Here is a 20,817-nt window from a genome sequence, read left to right as displayed (position 1 = left end):
TTGGAGTAAATTAAATGGCTATTACACGAAGAAGTTTTCTTAAAGGTGTAGCAACCACAAGTGCAGCGTCAGTTATCGGTCCAAGCTTATTGGCTTCAGCATCTGCAAACGCAGCTGAGACTACTGGTACTTGGAAAGTAACAGGTTCACACTGGGGCGCGTTCCGCGCCCACATCTACGCGGGTAAAGTTCAAGAGATCAAACCGCTAGAACTAGACCAGAACCCAACAGAAATGTTGAACGGCATCAAGGGCATCATCTACAGCCCATCACGTGTTCGTTACCCAATGGTTCGTCTAGATTGGCTGAAGAAGCACAAATATAGCGCTGAAACGCGCGGTAACAACCGTTTCATCCGTGTAACTTGGGATGAAGCTCTAGACCTGTTCTACCGCGAGCTAGAACGTGTTCAGAAAGAATACGGTCCATGGGCTCTACACGCAGGTCAAACTGGTTGGAACCAAACTGGTGCGTTCAACAACTGTACAGCACACATGCAACGTGCTGTAGGTATGCACGGTAACTTCATCACTAAAGTAGGTGACTACTCTACTGGTGCTGGTCAAACCATCATGCCTTACGTACTTGGTTCAACAGAAGTTTATGCACAAGGTACGTCTTGGTCAGAAATTCTAGAGAACTCAGACAACATCGTTCTTTGGGCAAACGACCCTGTGAAAAACCTACAAGTAGGTTGGAACTGTGAAACGCACGAATCATTCAACTACCTAGCACAGTTGAAAGAAAAAGTAGCGAAAGGCGAGATCAATGTTCTTTCTGTAGACCCAGTTAAGAACAAGACTCAACGTTACCTAGAGAACGACCACCTGTACATCAACCCGCTAACAGACGTAGCATTCATGCTTGCTGTAGCGCACGTGCTGTACAACGAAGACCTATACGACAAGAAGTTTATTGAAACTTACTGTCTAGGTTTCGAAGACTTCATCAAGTACGTTCAAGGTGAAACGAAAGATAAAGTTGTTAAGACACCTGAGTGGGCTGCACCTATCTGTGGCGTGAAAGCGGACAAGATTCGTGAATTCGCACGCATGCTGGTGAACGGTCGTACACAGATCCTTATGGGTTGGTGTATCCAACGTCAAGAGCACGGTGAGCAACCATACTGGGCAGCAGCAGTAGTTGCAGCAATGGTTGGTCAAATCGGTCTACCTGGCGGTGGTATCTCTTACGGTCACCACTACTCAAGTATCGGTGTACCTTCAACTGGTTTCGCGGGCCCTGGTGGTTTCCCTCGTAACCTAGATACTGGTATGAAGCCGAAGTGGGATAACAACGACTTTAACGGTTACAGCCGTACTATCCCTGTTGCACGTTGGATCGACTGTCTGCTAGAACCAGGCAAAGAGATCAACTACAACGGTGGTAAAGTTAAGCTTCCGGACTTCAAGATGATGGTGATCTCGGGTTGTAACCCATGGCACCACCACCAAGATCGTAACCGCATGAAGCAAGCGTTCCAGAAGCTACAAACAGTCGTAACGGTTGAGTTCGCTTGGACTGCAACATGTCGTTTCTCTGATATCGTGCTTCCAGCATGTACTCAGTGGGAACGTAACGACATCGACGTGTACGGTTCTTACTCGAACAAAGGTCTGATTGCTATGCATCGTCTAGTGGACCCATTGTTCCAATCTAAGCCAGACTTCCAAATCATGAGCGAACTGACTCAACGCTTTGGTCGTCGCGACGAGTACACTCGTGGCATGAGCGAGATGGAATGGATCCGCAGCCTGTACAACGATTGTAAGAAAGCGAACGACGGTAAGTTCGAAATGCCAGAATTCGATGAGTTCTGGGAGAAGAGCGTACTAGACTTCGGTCAAGGTAAGCCTTGGGTTCGTCACGCTGACTTCCGTCAAGATCCAGAAATCAACCCACTGGGTACGCCTTCTGGCTTCATCGAGATCACTTCTCGTAAGATCGGTCGTTACGGTTACGAACACTGTCAAGAACACCCAATGTGGTTCGAGAAATCAGAACGTTCACACGGTGGCCCTGGCTCTGACAAACACCCGTACTGGCTACAGTCTTGTCACCCAGACAAGCGTCTGCACTCTCAGATGTGTGAATCTGAAGACTTCCGTGCAACTTACGCTGTTCAAGGTCGTGAGCCTGTATACATCAACCCAGTTGATGCAAAAGCGAAAGGCATCAAAGACGGTGACTTGGTACGCGTATTTAACGACCGTGGTCAGCTTCTTGCTGGTGCTGTACTTACTGACAGCTACCCACGTGGTGTTATTCGTATTGAAGAAGGTGCGTGGTACGGTCCTCTAAACGAGAAAGTAGGTGCAATCTGTACTTACGGTGACCCTAACACACTAACTCAAGACATCGGCTCTTCTGAGCTAGCACAGGCGACTTCTGCGAACACATGTATCGTAGACTTTGAGAAGTTTACTGGTAAAGTTCCACCAGTTACTTCATTCGGTGGTCCAATCGAAGTAGCTTAATCAGAGCGCTAAACTTTAAATGAAATGCCAGCCTTCGGGCTGGTATTTTTTTAACCAAAATTTCAGTGAGCATTCTCTCAATACTAATTAGATGAAAGTGAACGGGATTCGGTTTCGTGAGCTTGGTAACGAATTGGGAGAATGAAGCGAAGGATAATGGGGGAAATGACATAATAAAGATCAAGTGAGTAGAGACTCTATGGCACAGACCATTCAATTGGCCAATCACACCGAAATCTCGGTAAGTAACAATGATCTGCAGTTTGAGATTGTTGGCAATCAGGCCCACTTTTCGTTTGCTGGACTTCACAATAAAACTTTCACCGAACGTGAAGTGTTATTCGAAATGCCATTTATGTATGAGCATGGTGCAACAGTCATTGGTGACGGTTTTCAAATGCTTGCGCAAACCTCTGGCACGATTTCTCAACCTGTCGAAGTAGGGCGTTGTCCTGACAACAATAGCTCTTACAGAATTTATCCGGAACACGCACCTAAACGTTATTACAACTATTTAGTTATTGAAGATTCTGCAGGCTACAGCTTGTTTGGCTTCACCTCTTGTCGCCGCTTTGCCGGCTATTTTGAAGTGCAACAGCATGACGATCGCTGGGTTCTATCAGCGGCCATTGATGGTGAGCACACCCAAGTATCAGACTGGGAGCACAACCATCTTGAATCGGTTGCGGTACTGCGAGGAAGTTCATTGTCTGAACTTTACAAAGAGTACAGCGAAATGATTGCTGAGCATCATCCTGTCCGTAATGGTGTTGTGCAAGATGCCCCAATTGGTTGGTGTTCTTGGTATGCCTACTATGCCGATGTCACTGAAAATAACATTTTGGACAACGTTGAATGCATGCAAGATAGCTTGTCTGAGCTTGAGTGGGTGCTGCTTGATGATGGCTACCAAGCATTTATGGGCGATTGGTTAACGCCATCAGATAAATTCTCTGGTGGGGTGAAAGAGCTGATTCATAACATTCGCGCGAAAGGTAAAAAACCAGCGATTTGGATGGCACCATTTATTGCACAGCCAGAGTCTGAAATTTTTAAAAATTATCCAGATTGGTTTGTTCGCCACAATGACGGCAGCTTATTGAAAGCCGAAGAGGTGACTTATGGCGGATGGCGCTGCACACCTTGGTATATTCTCGATACCTCCAATCCAGAAGTACAAGATCATTTAACCCACGTTGTTTCAGTCATGCGTCAAGAGTGGGGCGTCGAGCTATTCAAACTAGACGCAAACTACTGGGGCACGTTAAAAGGTAAGCGAAGCCAATCGGGAGTTACTGGTGTAGAAGCCTACCGCATGGGTATGGAGGCAATCGCTAAAGGGGCTGGGGATGCATGGCTTTTAGGCTGTAACGCACCAATGTGGCCTTCTTTGGGCTTAGTTGATGCAATGCGTGTCTCTGACGATGTAGAGCGCCTTAGCCATCGCTTTGAGCAAATCGCGAAAGAGACCTTTTTCCGCAGTTGGCAGCATCGTAAGCTGTGGCAAATCGATCCAGATTGTGCGACGTTTACTTCATTACCAAACCAAGCGGCTTCGCGAGAAGATTATCAATTCCATCGTAATGCTCTACTGGCGTGTGGCGGTTTACTGCTATCTGGTGACCCTTTACCAGAAATTACGCCATTTGCGAGTAAAACGTTAGCAAAATTGATGCTGCGCCAGCGTCGTAATCAGGAATCTGCTAAATTTACTGCGCTCGGTTTGAACCATGCTTTCCTACCACTAACATCTAAAAACGATCTGCACTGTTTGTTCAACTACGCGAGCGATGAAGCGACAGAGTTTACGCTTACTGCAGACCAGCCTACCGATTGGTACGATTACTGGACGGGGGAGAAGCTTAACCAAGAGCCTTGTCAGTTGTTACTCGTTAGTTTGGATAAAGGCTTGAATGCTAAAGCGATTGTGACCGCATAATCTGCTTAAGTTGAAAAAGTAAAAGAGCCTCGATTGAGGCTCTTTTTATATCCATTTGCATTAGATTATTAATATTCGAATAGGAAGAAGTATCCGTAGCCGACAATTAACGCAGGGATTGCCGAGTAGACAGTCGCAACTAACGCTGCTTTTGGTGCCATTGCAATAGCGGGGAATAGCGCATCACCATCATTTGAGATTGCATTCGATAATTGTGCTGACAAAGGTACGGCACCAGAAATGTAAAGACTGGTAACGAGGATCTGCGGCCCACAGCCTGGTAGCATGCCAATCGCAAGGCCAATGAGTGGCATCCAAATCCCCCAACCAGAGAAAGTCGTACCTAAATCCAGACCTGAAAAGTACGTAGTGAGCTCAAAAGCGAGGAAAGCCAAAATCACCCATGCGCTAACAAAGTTAGTATCCTGCGCGGCTTTTTGAATTGGGTGAGAGTCTATGATTTTGTCATCTTCCGATACGGTCGACTGGTAGTCGCCAAGTTCCTTGGTCATTGCCCACAGGAACATACTTATCACCGCAAACGTCGCCCCTAACCACTCCATGGTATTGTCTTTCAATCCAAGCATTTGGTTAATATCGACTTGAAAAGAACCAAGTATTGCAACGATAGTGACAGGCAAAAGCAACCATTTCCAAAATGCACCTTGCAAGTTAATCGCGCGCTGCTCCATGGGGGTATGTGTGTCGCCGTGGCTGTTGCAGCACTGTGCTTGAGGTGATTGTTCTTTCTCCTTTGGGCGGAGGAAATCATCTGCATGAAAAGCATTCACTACCCATCCGGACAGAGTACCAACCACAATACCTAAGGCGATAACACCAAAACCAGTAGCTGGTTTCGCTGCTAGCAACAAGAAAGCTGCATCGCCCATGGTCGAAGTAAGTACGGCCACAATCGCCCCAAATCCCACACGTCCACTAATGAACTGGGTTGTTACGACGATTGCACCACCACAGCCTGGAAGTGCACCAAGGAGTGCTGCAAAGAACACTTGATGACTGCGAGAACGATGATAAAGCGCCGTCAATCGGTTGGTCTTCGACATGAAATTCGACAGGTAGTGGTAAATCGCTAGTGTTGCTGCCACATAACAAGAGACCGCCCAGAATGAATCAGATAGGGTTGCAACGGTGACTTCTCTCGTTGCGTCGCTTGCTAATAGAGCCAGCAGCGCAACAGGAAGCAATAGTCGCTTATAAGCAAGGCGAAATTGAGTGGGTTGCAGCAACTGATGTGCCGAATTAAAAATCTTGGTCGCGTTCATAATTAGCTCAAATGCAAATGGTAATTATTCTCATTATATGAAAGTGAGAATTATTCGCAATAGGCCGTAACAACTTTTCTTCGTGTCAATCTGCCCCAAATCAGGTAAAGTAAGCGCCTTTGTGAGAAAACCCGCTTCCTCGGTGTAATTCGTTATGCAATTCACCCTATTAGGAAGCCATCAAATTGACTTGAATAGGAAGAGACATGATTCTAGTTGTAGGTCATAAGAACCCAGACAGTGACAGTATTTGTAGTGCACTAGTTGCAACTGAACTTCTAAAGGCGCGTGGCGTAGAAGCAATGCCAATTCGCCAGGGCGAAATTAACCGTGAAACTCAGCACATCCTAGAAGTAGCTGGCGCAGAAGTTCCTGAGCTACGTACTTCAGTAGCTGGCGAAACAGTTTGGCTAGTAGACTACTCAGATCTAGCGCAAGCACCAGACGACATCGCAGAAGCTGAAATCGCAGGTATCGTTGACCACCACCGTCTAGGTGACGTGATGACAGTGAACCCAATGGAAGCATGGATCTGGCCTGTTGGCTGTACTAACACAGTACTATTCAACATGTTCAAGATTGAAGGTCACGAGATCAAGCCTCAAATCGCTAAGCTAATGATGTCAGCTATCCTATCTGACACAGTAGGCTTTGCTTCTCCAACTTGTACTCAAAAAGACAAAGATGCTGTTGCTGAGCTAGCGGCTATCGCAGACGTACAAGACGTAGACGCATTCACTAAAGATCTTCTAATTGCTAAAACAAACATCGAAGGTCTATCTGCGGCTGAACTTGTTGAAAAAGACCTTAAAGGTTACCCATTCAACGGCCGTGACGTAGTAGTAGGTCAGGTTGAACTTGCGACTCTAGAGCAAGTTGACGGCATGATCGAAGCTCTAGAAGCGGATCTAGAGGCGCGTTGTGCAAACGACAGCCTAGCATTCGCTGCTGTTATGCTAACAGACATCACTACTGCTCAAACTCGTCTTCTTTACAAAGGTGAGTGGGCTGAGAAACTTGTTAAGCACGAGAAAGACGGCATGCTAATGATGGAAAACACACTAAGCCGTAAGAAGCAAGGCTGGCCTTGGCTTCAAACTGAGCTTGTGTAATTTCATTATTACCAACGTATACTGTAAATGCCCGCCATTAGGTGGGCATTTTTCTATGGGAATAGGAGACGAACATGTCTGAAGCATTAACCCAAGAGCAAATGGACACCATCAATCGCTACAACGAAGAGCAGCGCTTGAAATACTGTGTGAAGGAAATCGTAGCAAACCGCAAAGTGTGGATTCTGAAGGATGAACACGGCTGCGTGATGCTAAACACAGAAGACGACGATTGTGTACCAGTGTGGCCAAACGAAGAGTTTGCACAGCAATGGGCGACAGGCGACTGGGAAGAGTGCGAGCCAGAAGCTATCTCTTTGAATAAATGGCACAGCCGTTGGACTTCAGGTCTAGAAGATGATGAGTTGTCTGTTGTGGTTTTCCCAAACCAGAATGAAGAAGGTGTGGTGCTGTTTCCAGATGAGTTCGATTTCGAACTGCGCAAACAAGCGAGCCGTCGTTAAGCATTATCAATTGCGTTCTGAAATTCAGAGACTAAAAAGCCTGCGTTGATGCAGGCTTTGTTGTTTTTAGAGAAAGTTTTTTTGAGGAAGTGAATACTAGAGACTTACTACTCGCTCAATTTTTAGTGGCTTGGCGCTTTGTAAAAGTGGCTCTCAACCAGTCGTTGGGTAATCGCATGCTCTGGATTGGTTAGGATTTGGTTTGTATCACCAAATTCCACTACTTCGCCTTCATGCATCACCATCACTTTGTCAGTAATGTGTTTCACGATGCCAATATGTTGAGATACATACACGAACGACAAGCCCATTTCTTCTTGAAGCTCCAAGAAGAGGTTGATGATCTGAGAGCGCATTGCCATATCGAGACCGTTTAACGCTTCATCGGCAACGATGATCGACGGCTGAAGTATCAAAGCACGAGCAAGGCATACACGTTGTTTCTGACCCGCTGCGAGCATTTGAGGGTAGAAGTAAGCATGCTCTGGTAACAAGCCTACACGTAACAAGGTGTCTTTCACACGTTTCATACGTGCATCTGGCGGCATGTTAGTATTACGCTTTAGTGGCCCCTCCAAAATACGGCCTATTTGAATACGTGGATTCAAAGACGTATTTGGATCCTGGAAAATCATGCGAATCAGCTTACAACGCGTTGAGTAATCCTTATGTTCAAGGCGTTCTCCGTTTACACGAATCTCACCAGAGGTCGGTTCAATCACGCCTGCAAGCATGCGTGCTAGGGTAGATTTTCCTGAGCCGTTTTGTCCGATAAAACCGATGGTTTGCCCCGGTTCTAAACTGAAGCTTACCGGTTTCACTGCCTCTTTGACTGTACGTTTAAACAGACCTGAGCGCGTGACGAACTGTTTCGATAGGTTATCGACTTCAAGCAACGCACTCATGAATTTTTCTCCGTATTCAGTGGGAAATGACAGCTAAATTTATGGTTCTTTATACGTTTAGTATGTGGTATTTCCACACACTGTCTCTGGGCGTAGGGACAACGAGGACCTAAGCGACAGCCAATCGGCAAATGTTGCAAAGGAGGGATAGAACCTGGCAGAGATTGCAGTTTCTGTTTATGCGGTATCCAGTCATTAAAGTCTGGCATCGCTTTCAGCAACGCTGCCGTATAGGGATGTTTAGGTGCTTCGATGAGTTTATCTGTATCCGCTGATTCCACCGACTGACCACAGTACATTACGGTAATGCGGTTTGCCCATTGTGTAATGGTCGTCAAATCGTGTCCGATCAATACAATCGTGGTGTTATTGAGCTGATTCATACGGCTCAACAAACGCAAGATTTGTGATTGCGTAATTGGGTCAAGGTCGTTAGTTGGCTCATCAGCAATTAAGATCTTCGGCTTAGTCGCGATTGCCATTGCGATCATGACTTTTTGACATTCACCATCGGTTAGTTCGTATGGATAGCTGCCCATTAAACGTTTGTGGTCTTTAATACCTACTTTGTGCAGTAGGGCAATGGCTTGCTTTTTACGCCATTTAAAGCGTTCCCACCATTTACCTTCAAAAGAGCGAGATGGGATCGATTCGATCAATTGACGTCCCACTTCTTCTGAAGGGTCTAAACAAGTTGAAGGCTCTTGGAATATCATCGCGATATCACGTGCAATCACACGTCGACGCTCTTTCGGGGTTAACTGTAGTAAATCAATATTACCGAGACGCATACGATCAGCCGTCACTTTCCAGTTGTCCTTACAGACCCCTACAATCGCTTTTGCAACCAGACTCTTACCCGAACCTGATTCACCCACCAAACCACGAATTTCACCTTCATTTAAGGTGATGCTCATGCGGTCGACGGCTTTCACCAAACCCGATGGTGTTTCAATTTCAATGGTTAAATGTCGAATATCTAATAACGGCATTATTCGATCCCTGCATTGAGCGCTTGGCGTACACCTTCACCCACTAAGTTTAGAACAACCACGGTAAACATAATGGTGAGACCTGGTAGCGTCACGGTCCATGGTGCGATGTAAATCAGCTCAACGGAGTCGCCCAGAATCGCACCCCATTCAGTACTTGGTGCTTGAGCACCTAAGCCTAGGAAACCTAGTGCTGTGATGTCTAGAATCGCTACAGACAGCGCCAGTGTGATTTCTGCAGCAATAACCGTTAGAACGTTCGGCAAAATTGAGTTCCACAGAAGGTAGAAATCATTAGCGCCATCTAGACGTGCGGCCATGATGTAGTCTTTTTCAACTTCTGTATGCACTGCAATGTACACCGAGCGAATAAAACGCGGAATCAAAGCTAAGCAGATTGCGAGAAGAATATTGAACTCACCAAAGCCCAAGAAAGCCACAAAGATAATCGCAAGCAGTAGCGATGGAATCGACATCACCGTGTCGAGTAGGTGATTCAACGTGCTTGAAAGAAGGCCTTTGGTCATGCCCGCCAAAACACCGATAAAGCAGCCGATAAGAGCTGCGATAGCAGTGACAGCGACAGCAGCACCAAATGTTAACTGTGAGCCGATAATCAGGCGCGAAAGAATGTCGCGGCCCAAGTCATCCGTACCTAAGAAGTAATCTACCGTTCCGGCTGGTGCCCAAGATGGTGGAACGAGTAATTCACCCGATTGTGCTTGTGGATCATATGGAGCTAGTAACGGCGCAAAAATGGTTACCAATACGATGAATACTAAGCACCATAGGCCGAACATTGCGAGACTATTTGCACGATAACTACGCCAGAAGCGCTCAAACTGAGTCGGAATACGCTCTTCCTGATAAACGTTATTTGTTAGCATACCATTCCTTTCTCACTAGAGGGTTGATCATCGCTCCGATCAAGTCTGATAGTATATTCGCGGTCAAAACCAGAGTTGCGAGAACCATAACGCCCGCTTGAATTGATGCATAATCTTGATTTGCAAGCGCATCCAATAACCAGCGACCTATCCCCGGCCAGTTGAAGATAGACTCTGTAATGATCGCCAAAGTGATCATACTGGATAGCTGAACGCCAACTTTTGGGATGATTGGTGGAATTGCGTTGCGAAGTACATGCTGAGTGACAATTTCACGGTTGGATAAACCTTTGATTCGCGCAGCACGGATATAGTTTTGGCTCATGACTTCCGCTACTGAAGAACGCATTAAGCCGATGACTTGAGTGGTAGGTGCAAGTGCTAATACCAAACATGGCAAGATCATGTGTTCGATTACACTTTGCAGTGCGTGCGCTCGGTACTCACCTTTTGCCATAAAGGCATCAATAATGGCGAAGCCCGTAACATGATCAATTTCGTAGAGTAAATCGTAACGCCCTGCGACAGGAAAGACGTGATACTGCAACGAAAACATCATGATCAACATCAGCGCGACCCAGAAAATCGGTGCTGAGTAACCTGACATCGCAACAAACGAGATGCTGGTATCGAGCCATTTGCCTTGTTTCATACCTGCAATGGTACCGAGTGGGATACCAATCAGTAGCGACACCACGAAAGCGAAAAAGCACAGCTCTAGCGTTGCAGGGAATACCACCGCCAGTTCATCGTAGATGGGGTTACCATTTTTGCTAATACCGAAATTGAGCTGAGACAGCTCGACTAAGTAGCTTTGCCAGCCTGACCAAAACTCAACGTTTGCCCAGTGTGAGATTGGATCTAGGCGTAGCAGAGAAAAGCCCACTAAAGTGAGAATCATCAAAGTGATGACAAAGAGATTAAGGCGTCTTACGGCATACCAAAACATTAATGAATTCTCTCAACTTTATCAAAAGGTTGTGAATTGAAAGGGCTCGATTTAAAGCCTTTCAGCGATTTATCGTGGACACGGAATTGAACGCCATGAGCCAGCGGAATAACCGGAAACTCCTCGTTCAAAATGTTCTGTGCTTGACGGTATAAGTTCAGGCGGTAACGTGGTTGTTGTGTTTCTAGTGCTAAGTCCAGCAAGAAGTCAAAATCATCGTTACACCACATTGATACGTTCAAACCGACACGTTCTGAATCACAAGAAAGTAGAGGCCTGAAGAAGTTATCCGGATCACCAGTGTCACCGATCCAGCCTGTGAGCAACAAGTCGACATTATCGATGGTTTCAAGTTGCGTTCGTTCAAAACGATCATCGGTCAATAACTTCAATTCAACACCAATATCGGCAAAGTTTGCTTGAATTAATTCTGCAGTCTTTCTTGGGCTTGGATTAAATGCACGAGGCTCTAATGGAACCCACATAGTCAGCTTAAGCCCTTTCTTAAACCCAGCATCGCGTAGCAATGCCAAAGCATAATTTCGGTCATAACGTATTTTTACGCTGTCTTTTTGATAAGCCCACGAGTTCGGAGGAAGTAGGGTATAGGCTTGAGTACCCGTACCGTAGTAAACAGAATCCAGAATATTTTGCCGATTGATCGCTAGGTTTAATGCTTGGCGAACTCGAGGATCACTAAGTGCAGAATGACTGGTGTTGATAGCGATAAAAGAAACGTTGTTCGCTGGCGTTGCGGTTAACTCAAGGTGCTCTGTTTCTTGAATGATCGGTATCTGGCTAGAAATTGGCGATGCTAAAACATCACATTCATTTCTTAATAGCTTGGCGAGAGTACCTGTCCCACGATGTGAGATATCAAATACGACTTGTTCCATCTTCGCTGGTGACTTCCAGTATCTAGGGTGACGCTCTAGCCGAATAAGATCGTTAACTTGGTACTCTTTAAGTTGGTAAGGACCACTGCCGATAGGCAAAAAGTCAATTTGTGCTTTTTCATCTTTTACAGCAAGCTGTTGACCATACTCGGCAGATAAAAGTACCGCATGGCTAGTAGCGATATTGGCTAGGAATGCAAAGTTAGGTTGAGTAAGAACAAATTTAACTGTGTAGTCATCGAGAGCTACCACATCTTTGACAAGGTTTTGGAAATCTAAGCCCGCAAACCATGGATAAAAACCACCACCAACGTCGTGAAACGGATGGTTTACATCAATGATTCGCTTAAAGCTAAATACGACATCTTGCGCATTTAATGCCCGAGTCGGTGTGAACCAAGCAGTACCCTGGAATTGAACACCGCGCTTAAGATTAAACGTGTATTCAGTTCCCGCTTCGTTTACAGACCAACTTTCTGCAATGTTTGCAACGGGTTGATGAGATTTTGGATCGAGCGTAAGCAGTGTATCGTAAAGCTGAGGACTTAAAGCTTCAGCAGTGATACCACTGTCAATGAGCTGAGGGTTAAATGTTGTTGGCTTACCTTGCCCACAAAACACAAATCCATTCTCACGAATCTCATTGTGATCGATTTCGTCACCACATGCGGTGAGTAAGCTAATACCAAGAAGGCTCAGCGATAGTCTTATAAAAGCTTTCATAATATGAAATGGTCATTGGACTTTGCTTGTTCCTTCTGCTTTTTGCATTAGGTATAACAAGCGAAAATGATCCCGCTAATTTATCATCTTTACCAACTCGCTCCAAACATAAAATCTTTGAGTCACGGGGTGTTAGATCAAATTACCGTATCATTGTCTGGTTGTTGACCTTCTTTGCCTCTCAAATTGCCCACTATTGATGTAAAACAGCTTGTTTTCCTTCAGTATAGTGAGCCATTTCTAGACTGAGAGGGCAGGTGAAATTTATCCTTGGCCGACTAAACTGTATTTTCTGACCATACCTCTAAGTTGGTGGTAGCTTAATCCCAATAACTCTGCTGCTTGGCGTTGGTTAAATTTCGCTTCTTCCAGTGCACGGTTGAGCAGTTCAATATCTTGTTCTTCTTGCCATTGTTTATAGTCCAGAGGGAACCGAATCACAGAGGTTTGATTGGTTTCAGTTGTTTCAGCTTCTTCTTGAACTGCGGTATGGCCAAGCGAGTTATCCCAACCAGTTTCAAATGGGTTAAAGGTAAGATGCTCGATAGGGTCAGCATTCAAACCGTGGCGATAGATTGCTCTTTCAATAACGTTCTTTAGCTCACGGACGTTACCCGGCCATTCGTAATCGAGCAGCGACTGTTGCGCTTCTTCCGTGAAGCCCACAAAGTATTCCAACTGCAATTCACGGCACATCTTGATCGCGTAATGCTCGGCAAGGGAAAGAATGTCTTCCTTTCGCTCTCTCAGTGGTGGAAGCATGATGACGTCAAACGCCAATCTGTCGAGTAGATCCGCTCGAAAATCGCCTTGTTCGGCTAGTTTCGGTAAATCGGCATTGGTCGCACACACTAGACGCACATCGGCAGTGAGTGCAGTATGCCCACCAACACGCTCATATTCGCCATATTCGATCACACGTAACAGTTTCTCTTGTACCAACAAAGGGGCAGTTGCTAACTCGTCTAGAAACAGAGTGCCGCCTTCAGCACGTTCAAAACGTCCTTTGTGTTTACCTTTAGAGCCAGTAAATGAACCGGATTCATGGCCAAATAGCTCGGAATCAATCAAACCTTCGCTTAGGGTCGCACAGTTTAAAGAAAGCAGTGGCTTGTCCCAACGCTTTGATAAATAGTGTAAACGTTGTGCGATGAGCTCTTTACCCGTGCCTCGCTCGCCAATAATGAGTACGGGGCGTTCGATTGGCGCAAGTTGTGATACTTTATCTAGTACGGCGAGAAAAGCGGGCGATTCACCAATGAGGTTTTGCTTCATAAAGTCCTTCTTATTTTCTATCTGGCCATAAGTTACCGTATTGAAGTTGGTGAAATTTACCAACTATTGGTAAAAAACATCATAGCATATCGGTGCGTCACAACAACAATGTGCTTAACTTATTGTTTATTAAGGTTAATTAAAGTTGGCACGCAACTTGTTATATGTAAAGGGAGACGCAAGGTAAATTAACGCCTTGTCGAGTTTAAATAGGAAAAAAAGAGGAGTTCCGTTATGGGTATTTTTTCTCGTTTTGCAGATATCGTTAACTCAAACATCAGTGCATTGCTAGACAAGGCGGAAGATCCTGAAAAAATGATCCGTCTTATCATTCAAGAAATGGAAGACACACTCGTAGAAGTACGTACTAACTCGGCTAAAGCAATTGCAGACAAAAAAGAGTTGGCTCGTAAAGTGGAAGCACTAGAAGACCAAATTAATGAATGGAGCCAAAAAGCAAGCCTTGCTTTAGTGAAAGAGCGCGAAGATTTAGCACGTGCTGCACTAATTGAGAAGCAAAAACTTGAGCAAGTGATTAAAGGTCTTCACACTGAACAGACGTTGGTAGAAGAGACCATCGAAAAATTGACGGGTGAAATTGGCAAGTTAGAAGCCAAGATCACTGAGACACGAGCAAAGCAACAAGCGTTAGCGATTCGTAATCAAACAGCATCTAACCGTCGCGATGTACAAAAACAGCTTCACGCAGGTCGTACAAACGAGGCGATGGCAAAGTTCGAGCAATACTCTCGTAAGATTGACGAAATGGAAGCGGAAGCGGATCTGTACGCGAAAACTGGCAACGCAAAATCTTTAGACCAAGAGTTTGCAGAGCTACAAGCACAAGATGAAATTGAAAAAGAGTTGGCAAAACTGAAAGAACAGATGTCATCGAACGATAAATAAGAAAGGAGCCATTTATGTCGACATTTTTTATTACTGGACCATTGATTGTCTTTTTAATCTTTGTCGCTCCACTATGGCTCTTCTTACACTATCGCAGTAAACGCAAAGCAGATAGTGCACTGTCGAGCCAAGATCTAGAGCGTCTTCAGGTACTGTCGGAAAAAGCGGAGTCGATGCAGTCTCGAGTTGAAACATTGGAGCGTATCTTGGACGCAGAATCCCCAACGTGGAGACGCAAATATGAATAAACGAGAACTGTATCGTGACCCTGTAAATGGAAAAATCTCCGGCGTGTGTGCCGGAGTGGCAAACTACTTTGGTGCGGAAGTTTGGCTAATTCGTATCGTTGTGATTTCAGCGGCATTACTAGGTGGTACCTTTCTAGTATTGCTAGCATATGTCGCGATGACCTTTATGTTGGAAAAGCAGCCAGTGACTTACACAGAAAACATTAAGTCACGCCAAGAACATACGCTGAAGAGTAAACCGTGGCAGAAAGGTCAAAGCCCAGACCAGTTGTTGAGTGTGCTAGAAAGCGACTTCAGTCGCCTTGATAGCAAAATTCGCGGTATGGAGGCGTATGTCACATCTGATACTTACCGTGTAAACAGAGAGTTTAATAAGCTCTAGTAATCAGTTCCCAATTTATTGATAAAGCAGACTCAGGTCTGCTTTATTTTTATCTCAAATTACTATTTTTTAAGAAATTTTTTCCTTCCTGCTCTAGAAGAACACCATAAATTCATCTACCTTAAATAGAATGGATGTTAAATGGATGAATTCACATGAGAAAAGCGCTCATTCCCTTAGCGGTCATGACGGTTCTATCTGGATGTGGGAAAGAACTGCCTCCTGTCCCTGAACCCGAATCACGGCCCGCAAAACTCTTCACGGTCTCTGTAGCAATGCCCAGTTTGAAAGACATTTTCCTGCCACCACAGAAGCCGGCGACCGAGCAGTACTCGCATTCCGAGTGCCTGGCTTACTTCAATCGATAGAAGTGAATGCCGGGCAAATGGTTAAAAAAGGCGATGTGCTCGCGGTACTCAACCCTGACGAGTATTCACTCCTCGAAAAACAAGCCCGAGCAAATTACACCTTAGCCGACGTTCAATACGAACGTTCGAAAAAGCTTCGCAAAGAGCAGGTGGTATCTGAACAAGACTTCGATGCGGCAAAAGCCAATCATAATTCCGCAAAAGCACAGTGGGACCAGGCCAAAGCAAACCTAAGATACACAAAACTTGTTGCGCCCTACGATGGCACTATTTCCTATCTGCCAGCCGAAAACCATGAGTTCGTGGCCGCTAAAGAAGGCGTCATGAACATTCAAACTAACCAAGTGATGAAAGTTCTGTTCCAGCTGCCTGATTACCTGTTGAGTAAATTCACCCAAGGTGCCAATGCCTACGCGACGATGACTTTTGATGCGTTTCCTGAGCGTTCTTTTGAACTCACTTTCCAAGAAATTGATACCGAAGCCGATCCTAAAACCGGCAGCTACAAGGTGACGATGGTAATGGATCGCCCAGAAGGTGTGGGTATCTTACCGGGTATGTCCGGTAACGTTCATTTAGTCTCTGAAAATGCTGGTGTGACCAAGATTCCTGATTCAGCTTTGTTTACTGAAGATGGCAAAACTTACGTTTGGCGTGTGAATGAACAAGGTATTGTTGAGAAAGTCTCAGTCACGTTGAACGAAAAGCAGCAAATTGAAGAAGGCTTGGATGATGGAGATCAAATCATCATCTCTGGTGTGAACGTGATTGAGTCAGGGATCAAGGTTCGCGAGTGGGTTAAGGAGCGAGGATTGTAATATGAAAGGAATCTTAGCTTTAACGGCTCTCTGTTCTGCCGTGTTGTTAGCGGGATGTGGTGACAAGGGCCCAGAGAGAGAGGTTGAAACACCGCGCGTCCGTGTTGCTTCATTAGAAGGAATGAAAGTGGATGATAACCTGTACTTCCCTGCTATCGCTAACGCTGCCGATCGTTCTCACTTGAGTTTTCGTGTTGCAGGAGAGGTGAGCCGAGTCTTGGTCAAAGAAGGTGATAAGGTCACAAAAGGTGATGTGATCGCGAAGTTGGATCCAACTGACTACCAATTGGATGTTGATAACGCCTCGGCGCGTTTTTCCGTGGTTGATAGCCAATATCGTCGTTCTGCGCCTTTGGTGAAGAAGGGATTATTGGCGAAATCTCAATTTGATGAAATTGCAGCGCAACGACAAATTGCACTTGCAGAGTTAGAACTGGCAAAACTGCGTTTGTCTTTCACCACACTTAAAGCCCCAGTTGATGGCATCATCTCGCGAGTTAATGTCGATCAATTTGAAAACATCAAGGTAGGTCAGTACATCGTAAATATTCACTCAGTGGAGCGAGTTGAAGTCTTAATTCAGCTTCCGGATCGATTGTATGTGAGTCAGCCACCAACAGAAGAGCGGTTGACTACGATTAATGCGGTTGTTCGTGTACCGAGTGGTAATGAATATGAAGCAAGAATCAAAGAATTTACCACAGAACCTGATCCTAATACGGGTACGTTCACCGTTACGCTTTCTTTGCCGATGCCTCAAGATGAGTACATTCTTGATGGTATGGCTGTGGATGTGACATCTAAAGACAAAAATGTTGGTTTGGAACTCAATGTTGGGATCAACGTGCCGATTGAAGCAATTTTCAATGCTGATGGTGATGAGTTAAGCCGAGAAAACAAATTTGTATGGGTATTGAACGACGATAATACCGTCAGTCGCCAAAAGGTACGAGCGGGCAAAGCCTCACAAACGTCGGTCCAAATCCTTGACGGTTTAGAGCTTGATGACAAAGTGGTTGTGGCCGGTTTATCTCGATTGAGAGATGGCATTAAAGTGGAAGTAATCAAGCAGGAGGCAACGCAATGAGTGAGCAAAATAATAGTGCGCCTCAAGATGATGATAATGTAACGGGTATTGCAGCGTATTTTATCCGTAACCGTGTAATCAGTTGGATGGTTTCATTGATCTTTTTGATTGGTGGTACCGCTGCATTCTTTGGTTTAGGCCGTCTTGAAGACCCTGCTTTTACCATCAAAGATGCAATGGTTGTAACGTCGTACCCAGGAGCGACGCCTCAACAAGTGGAAGAGGAAGTAACGTACCCGCTCGAAAAGGCCATTCAGCAGCTAACCTATGTGGATGAGGTTAACTCGATTTCCAGTCGTGGTCTGTCGCAAATCACTGTGACAATGAAGAATAACTACGGTCCAGATGACTTACCTCAGATTTGGGATGAATTACGTCGTAAAGTGAATGATTTGAAGGGGTCTTTGCCTCCGGGCGTAAACGATCCTTCGGTCATTGATGACTTTGGTGATGTATACGGGATCTTGCTTGCGGTAACTGGTGATGGTTACAGCTACAAAGAGCTACTCGATTACGTTGACTATTTAAGGCGTGAGCTCGAATTAGTTGATGGTGTTAGTAAAGTCTCAGTGTCAGGGCAGCAGCAAGAGCAAGTCTTCATTGAGATTTCGATGAAGAAATTAAGCAGCCTCGGCTTGTCACCAAATACAGTCTTCAATCTATTGTCTACGCAGAACGTGGTTTCGGATGCGGGGGCAATCCGAATTGGTAACGAATATATTCGTATCCAGCCAACAGGTGAGTTTCAAAGTGTTGATGAGTTAGGGGATTTGTTGCTAACCGAGTCCGGTGCACAAGGCTTGATCTTTTTGAAAGACGTAGCAGATATCAAGCGTGGGTATGTTGATGTACCAACGAATATCATCAACTTTAACGGTAACTTAGCTCTGAACGTTGGTGTGTCGTTCGCGCAAGGCGTTAACGTGGTTGAAGTCGGAAAATCATTTGACCGTCGCCTTGCTGAGTTGAAATATCAACAACCTGTTGGTGTTGAAATCTCTGAGATATACAGTCAGCCGAAAGAAGTAGACAAATCAGTGAGCGGGTTCGTTGTCAGCTTAGCGCAAGCGGTTGGTATCGTAATCATAGTATTACTGTTCTTTATGGGGCTTAGATCTGGTCTACTAATTGGTTTGATCTTGTTATTGACGGTTCTGGGTACTTTTATTTTCATGAAGTACCTAGCCATCGACTTGCAGCGTATTTCTCTCGGTGCTTTGGTTATCGCACTGGGTATGCTGGTGGATAACGCCATCGTGGTGGTGGAAGGGATACTGATTGGTACCCAGAAAGGGCGAACGAGGCTACAGGCTGCCACTGATATCGTAACCCAGACCAAATGGCCTTTGTTGGGTGCTACGGTTATCGCAGTAACCGCCTTTGCTCCGATTGGTTTGTCTGAAGACTCAACGGGTGAGTACTGTGGGACCTTATTTACGGTTCTGCTCGTTTCTTTAATGCTGAGTTGGTTTACGGCGATATCATTAACCCCATTTTTTGCTGATATCTTTTTTAAAGGTCAGAAAATAAAGAGTGGGGAGGGCGAAGATAATGACCCTTACAACGGCATTATCTTTGTTATGTACAAGAACTTCCTTGAGTTTTGTATGCGCCGAGCGTGGCTAACAGTCATTGTTTTGGTTGCGGGTCTTGCTGCAAGTATTTATGGCTTTACCTTTGTGAAACAAGCATTCTTCCCATCATCAACCACACCTATCTTCCAGGTAGATGTTTGGTTACCGGAAGGGACGGATATTCGTGCTACTAATACAAAACTAAAAGAGTTAGAGGGCTGGTTAGCAAAACAGGACCATGTCGATCATATTACGACGACAGCCGGTAAGGGCCTGCAACGTTTTATGCTGACGTATGCTCCAGAAAAGAGCTATGCCGCGTACGGTGAAATTACCACACGAATGGATAACTACGAAGCGTTAGCGCCATTGATGGAGCGATTCAGAGCGCATATAAAAGCGAACTATCCAGAGATCAATTATAAGCTGAAGCAAATTGAATTGGGTCCTGGTGGCGGCGCGAAAATTGAAGCTCGTATCATCGGTTCAGATCCTACCGTACTTCGCACTCTTGCCGCTCAAGTTATGGACATAATGTACGCGGATCCGGGTGCAACGAACATTCGTCATGACTGGCGTGAACGTACGCAAGTACTAGAGCCTAAATTTAATGAGAGCCAAGCTCGTCGTTACGGTATCACCAAATCAGATGTAGACGACTTCTTGTCGATGTCATTTTCTGGTATGAACGTTGGTCTATACCGTGATGGTACAACGCTGATGCCAATCGTCGCTCGTCTTCCTGAAGATGAACGCATTGACATCCGTAACATCGAGGGGATGAAAATTTGGAGCCCAGCTCAGAGTGAGTTTATTCCACTACAACAAGTAACCATGGGCTACGACATGCGTTGGGAGGATCCAATCATTGTGCGTAAGAACCGCAAACGTATGCTGACGGTTATGGCAGATCCAGATATTTTGGGTCAAGAGACTGCGGCGACCTTGCAAAAACGTTTACAGACTCAGATTGAAGCAATCGAAATGCCACCAGGTTACTCACTAGAGTGGGGCGGTGAGTACGAGTCATCAGGCGATGCGAAGGCGTCATTGTTCACAACGATGCCAATGGGCTACTTGTTCATGTTCTTGATCACTATCTTCTTGTTTAACTCAATCAAAGAGCCGCTGATTGTTTGGCTGACGGTGCCTCTGGCATTAATCGGTGTTACAACTGGTCTACTTGCCTTGAATACACCGTTTGGGTTTATGGCGCTCCTTGGATTTTTGAGCTTGTCAGGGATGGTACTGAAAAACGGTATCGTACTGCTTGATCAGATTGAGATTGAGATGAAATCGGGTAAAGAAGCGTACGACGCGGTTGTTGATGCGGCAGTAAGCCGTGTCCGTCCAGTATGTATGGCAGCGATTACTACTATTTTGGGGTTGATTCCGCTGCTACCGGATATCTTCTTTAAACCAATGGCGGTAACGATCATGTTTGGTTTAGGTTTTGCGACCATACTGACATTAGTTGTTGTGCCAGTGTTGTATCGTCTATTCCACAAGGTGGCAGTGCCTAAGTAACGGCT

At 45.4% G+C, this 20,817-nt stretch carries 16 protein-coding genes and 1 pseudogene; 10 read left to right on the top strand and 7 right to left on the bottom strand.

Annotated features, from left to right (window positions below; genetic code table 11):
* Window positions 1-14 precede the first annotated feature (14 nt).
* Entirely contained in the window at window positions 15-2,477 is a 2,463-nt protein-coding gene (torA, locus tag B853_RS08765; protein ID WP_038884501.1) for a trimethylamine-N-oxide reductase TorA, read from the top strand.
* A gap of 199 nt (window positions 2,478-2,676) precedes the next feature.
* Window positions 2,677-4,416, top strand: coding sequence for a glycoside hydrolase family 36 protein (locus B853_RS08760; protein ID WP_038884499.1), 1,740 nt, complete (start codon window positions 2,677-2,679; stop codon window positions 4,414-4,416).
* Window positions 4,417-4,484: 68 nt separating this feature from the next.
* Here B853_RS08760 and B853_RS08755 read toward each other — a convergent pair whose 3' ends face one another.
* Window positions 4,485-5,699, bottom strand: a complete 1,215-nt coding sequence (locus B853_RS08755; protein ID WP_038884498.1) for a putative manganese transporter — start codon at window positions 5,697-5,699, stop codon at window positions 4,485-4,487.
* A gap of 206 nt (window positions 5,700-5,905) precedes the next feature.
* Between B853_RS08755 and B853_RS08750 the strand changes: the two genes are divergently transcribed.
* Together B853_RS08750 and B853_RS08745 are read left to right on the top strand one after the other, a co-directional pair.
* The gene (locus B853_RS08750) at window positions 5,906-6,811 is read left to right on the top strand and encodes a manganese-dependent inorganic pyrophosphatase (protein WP_010449115.1); all 906 of its coding nucleotides are present in this window, start codon (window positions 5,906-5,908) and stop codon (window positions 6,809-6,811) included.
* Between the two features lie 74 nt (window positions 6,812-6,885).
* On the top strand, window positions 6,886-7,275 hold the full coding sequence (locus B853_RS08745) for a DUF2750 domain-containing protein (RefSeq protein ID WP_005425781.1): 390 nt from the start codon (window positions 6,886-6,888) through the stop codon (window positions 7,273-7,275).
* A gap of 122 nt (window positions 7,276-7,397) precedes the next feature.
* Here B853_RS08745 and B853_RS08740 read toward each other — a convergent pair whose 3' ends face one another.
* The 6 genes from B853_RS08740 to pspF all read right to left on the bottom strand — a co-directional run bounded on the left by B853_RS08740 (window position 7,398) and on the right by pspF (window position 13,902).
* Window positions 7,398-8,180, bottom strand: a complete 783-nt coding sequence (locus B853_RS08740) for a peptide ABC transporter ATP-binding protein (RefSeq protein ID WP_010449113.1) — start codon at window positions 8,178-8,180, stop codon at window positions 7,398-7,400.
* A complete protein-coding gene (locus tag B853_RS08735) occupies window positions 8,177-9,172 on the bottom strand; it encodes a peptide ABC transporter ATP-binding protein (RefSeq protein WP_010449111.1) in 996 nt (331 codons plus the stop codon). The genes B853_RS08740 and B853_RS08735 overlap by 4 nt, the downstream gene beginning before the upstream one ends.
* The gene (gene sapC, locus B853_RS08730; RefSeq protein ID WP_010449109.1) at window positions 9,172-10,059 is read right to left on the bottom strand and encodes a putrescine export ABC transporter permease SapC; all 888 of its coding nucleotides are present in this window, start codon (window positions 10,057-10,059) and stop codon (window positions 9,172-9,174) included. Before sapC ends, B853_RS08735 begins: the two co-directional genes overlap by 1 nt.
* Complete coding sequence (locus B853_RS08725; RefSeq protein ID WP_010449107.1) at window positions 10,046-11,008, bottom strand: ABC transporter permease; 963 nt, start codon at window positions 11,006-11,008, stop codon at window positions 10,046-10,048. Before B853_RS08725 ends, sapC begins: the two co-directional genes overlap by 14 nt.
* Window positions 11,008-12,627 (bottom strand): ABC transporter substrate-binding protein SapA, encoded by a 1,620-nt coding sequence (gene sapA, locus B853_RS08720; RefSeq protein ID WP_038884495.1) that lies wholly within the window; start codon window positions 12,625-12,627, stop codon window positions 11,008-11,010. The genes B853_RS08725 and sapA overlap by 1 nt, the downstream gene beginning before the upstream one ends.
* A 264-nt stretch (window positions 12,628-12,891) precedes the next feature.
* Window positions 12,892-13,902: a phage shock protein operon transcriptional activator gene (gene pspF / locus B853_RS08715; protein WP_038884493.1), complete on the bottom strand. Its 1,011-nt coding sequence runs from the start codon at window positions 13,900-13,902 to the stop codon at window positions 12,892-12,894.
* A 234-nt stretch (window positions 13,903-14,136) separates the two neighbouring features.
* Between pspF and pspA the strand changes: the two genes are divergently transcribed.
* The 6 genes and pseudogenes from pspA to vmeI all read left to right on the top strand — a co-directional run bounded on the left by pspA (window position 14,137) and on the right by vmeI (window position 20,812).
* Window positions 14,137-14,808 (top strand): phage shock protein PspA, encoded by a 672-nt coding sequence (pspA, locus tag B853_RS08710; protein WP_010449102.1) that lies wholly within the window; start codon window positions 14,137-14,139, stop codon window positions 14,806-14,808.
* 14 nt (window positions 14,809-14,822) lie between these two features.
* Window positions 14,823-15,056 carry an envelope stress response membrane protein PspB gene (pspB, locus tag B853_RS08705; RefSeq protein ID WP_038884492.1) on the top strand — a complete coding sequence of 78 codons (234 nt, stop codon included), beginning with the start codon at window positions 14,823-14,825 and terminating at the stop codon, window positions 15,054-15,056.
* Complete coding sequence (gene pspC / locus B853_RS08700; protein WP_010449099.1) at window positions 15,049-15,438, top strand: envelope stress response membrane protein PspC; 390 nt, start codon at window positions 15,049-15,051, stop codon at window positions 15,436-15,438. Before pspB ends, pspC begins: the two co-directional genes overlap by 8 nt.
* A gap of 155 nt (window positions 15,439-15,593) precedes the next feature.
* Window positions 15,594-16,624: pseudogene (locus tag B853_RS08695) on the top strand (efflux RND transporter periplasmic adaptor subunit).
* Window position 16,625: 1 nt separating this feature from the next.
* Window positions 16,626-17,711, top strand: a complete 1,086-nt coding sequence (locus tag B853_RS08690) for an efflux RND transporter periplasmic adaptor subunit (RefSeq protein ID WP_038884489.1) — start codon at window positions 16,626-16,628, stop codon at window positions 17,709-17,711.
* Complete coding sequence (vmeI, locus tag B853_RS08685; protein ID WP_038884488.1) at window positions 17,708-20,812, top strand: efflux RND transporter permease subunit VmeI; 3,105 nt, start codon at window positions 17,708-17,710, stop codon at window positions 20,810-20,812. The genes B853_RS08690 and vmeI overlap by 4 nt, the downstream gene beginning before the upstream one ends.
* The last annotated feature ends 5 nt before the right edge of the window (window positions 20,813-20,817 follow it).

This window comes from Vibrio rotiferianus CAIM 577 = LMG 21460 (genome assembly GCF_002741985.1).
Lineage (GTDB): Bacteria > Pseudomonadota > Gammaproteobacteria > Enterobacterales > Vibrionaceae > Vibrio > Vibrio rotiferianus.
The sequence above is the reverse complement of the archived record's forward strand: the minus strand, read 5'-3'. Positions and strand labels throughout refer to the sequence as shown.

Coding starts and splice junctions, on each gene's coding strand:
- B853_RS08750 (WP_010449115.1), top strand. CDS start 5,906: ATGATTCTAGTTGTAGGTCATAAGAACCCAGACAGTGACAGTATTTGT.
- B853_RS08755 (WP_038884498.1), bottom strand. CDS start 5,699: ATGAACGCGACCAAGATTTTTAATTCGGCACATCAGTTGCTGCAACCC.
- pspA (WP_010449102.1), top strand. CDS start 14,137: ATGGGTATTTTTTCTCGTTTTGCAGATATCGTTAACTCAAACATCAGT.
- sapC (WP_010449109.1), bottom strand. CDS start 10,059: ATGCTAACAAATAACGTTTATCAGGAAGAGCGTATTCCGACTCAGTTT.
- B853_RS08690 (WP_038884489.1), top strand. CDS start 16,626: ATGAAAGGAATCTTAGCTTTAACGGCTCTCTGTTCTGCCGTGTTGTTA.
- pspC (WP_010449099.1), top strand. CDS start 15,049: ATGAATAAACGAGAACTGTATCGTGACCCTGTAAATGGAAAAATCTCC.
- B853_RS08745 (WP_005425781.1), top strand. CDS start 6,886: ATGTCTGAAGCATTAACCCAAGAGCAAATGGACACCATCAATCGCTAC.
- B853_RS08760 (WP_038884499.1), top strand. CDS start 2,677: ATGGCACAGACCATTCAATTGGCCAATCACACCGAAATCTCGGTAAGT.
- sapA (WP_038884495.1), bottom strand. CDS start 12,627: ATGAAAGCTTTTATAAGACTATCGCTGAGCCTTCTTGGTATTAGCTTA.
- B853_RS08740 (WP_010449113.1), bottom strand. CDS start 8,180: ATGAGTGCGTTGCTTGAAGTCGATAACCTATCGAAACAGTTCGTCACG.
- vmeI (WP_038884488.1), top strand. CDS start 17,708: ATGAGTGAGCAAAATAATAGTGCGCCTCAAGATGATGATAATGTAACG.
- B853_RS08735 (WP_010449111.1), bottom strand. CDS start 9,172: ATGCCGTTATTAGATATTCGACATTTAACCATTGAAATTGAAACACCA.
- pspB (WP_038884492.1), top strand. CDS start 14,823: ATGTCGACATTTTTTATTACTGGACCATTGATTGTCTTTTTAATCTTT.
- torA (WP_038884501.1), top strand. CDS start 15: ATGGCTATTACACGAAGAAGTTTTCTTAAAGGTGTAGCAACCACAAGT.
- pspF (WP_038884493.1), bottom strand. CDS start 13,902: ATGAAGCAAAACCTCATTGGTGAATCGCCCGCTTTTCTCGCCGTACTA.
- B853_RS08725 (WP_010449107.1), bottom strand. CDS start 11,008: ATGTTTTGGTATGCCGTAAGACGCCTTAATCTCTTTGTCATCACTTTG.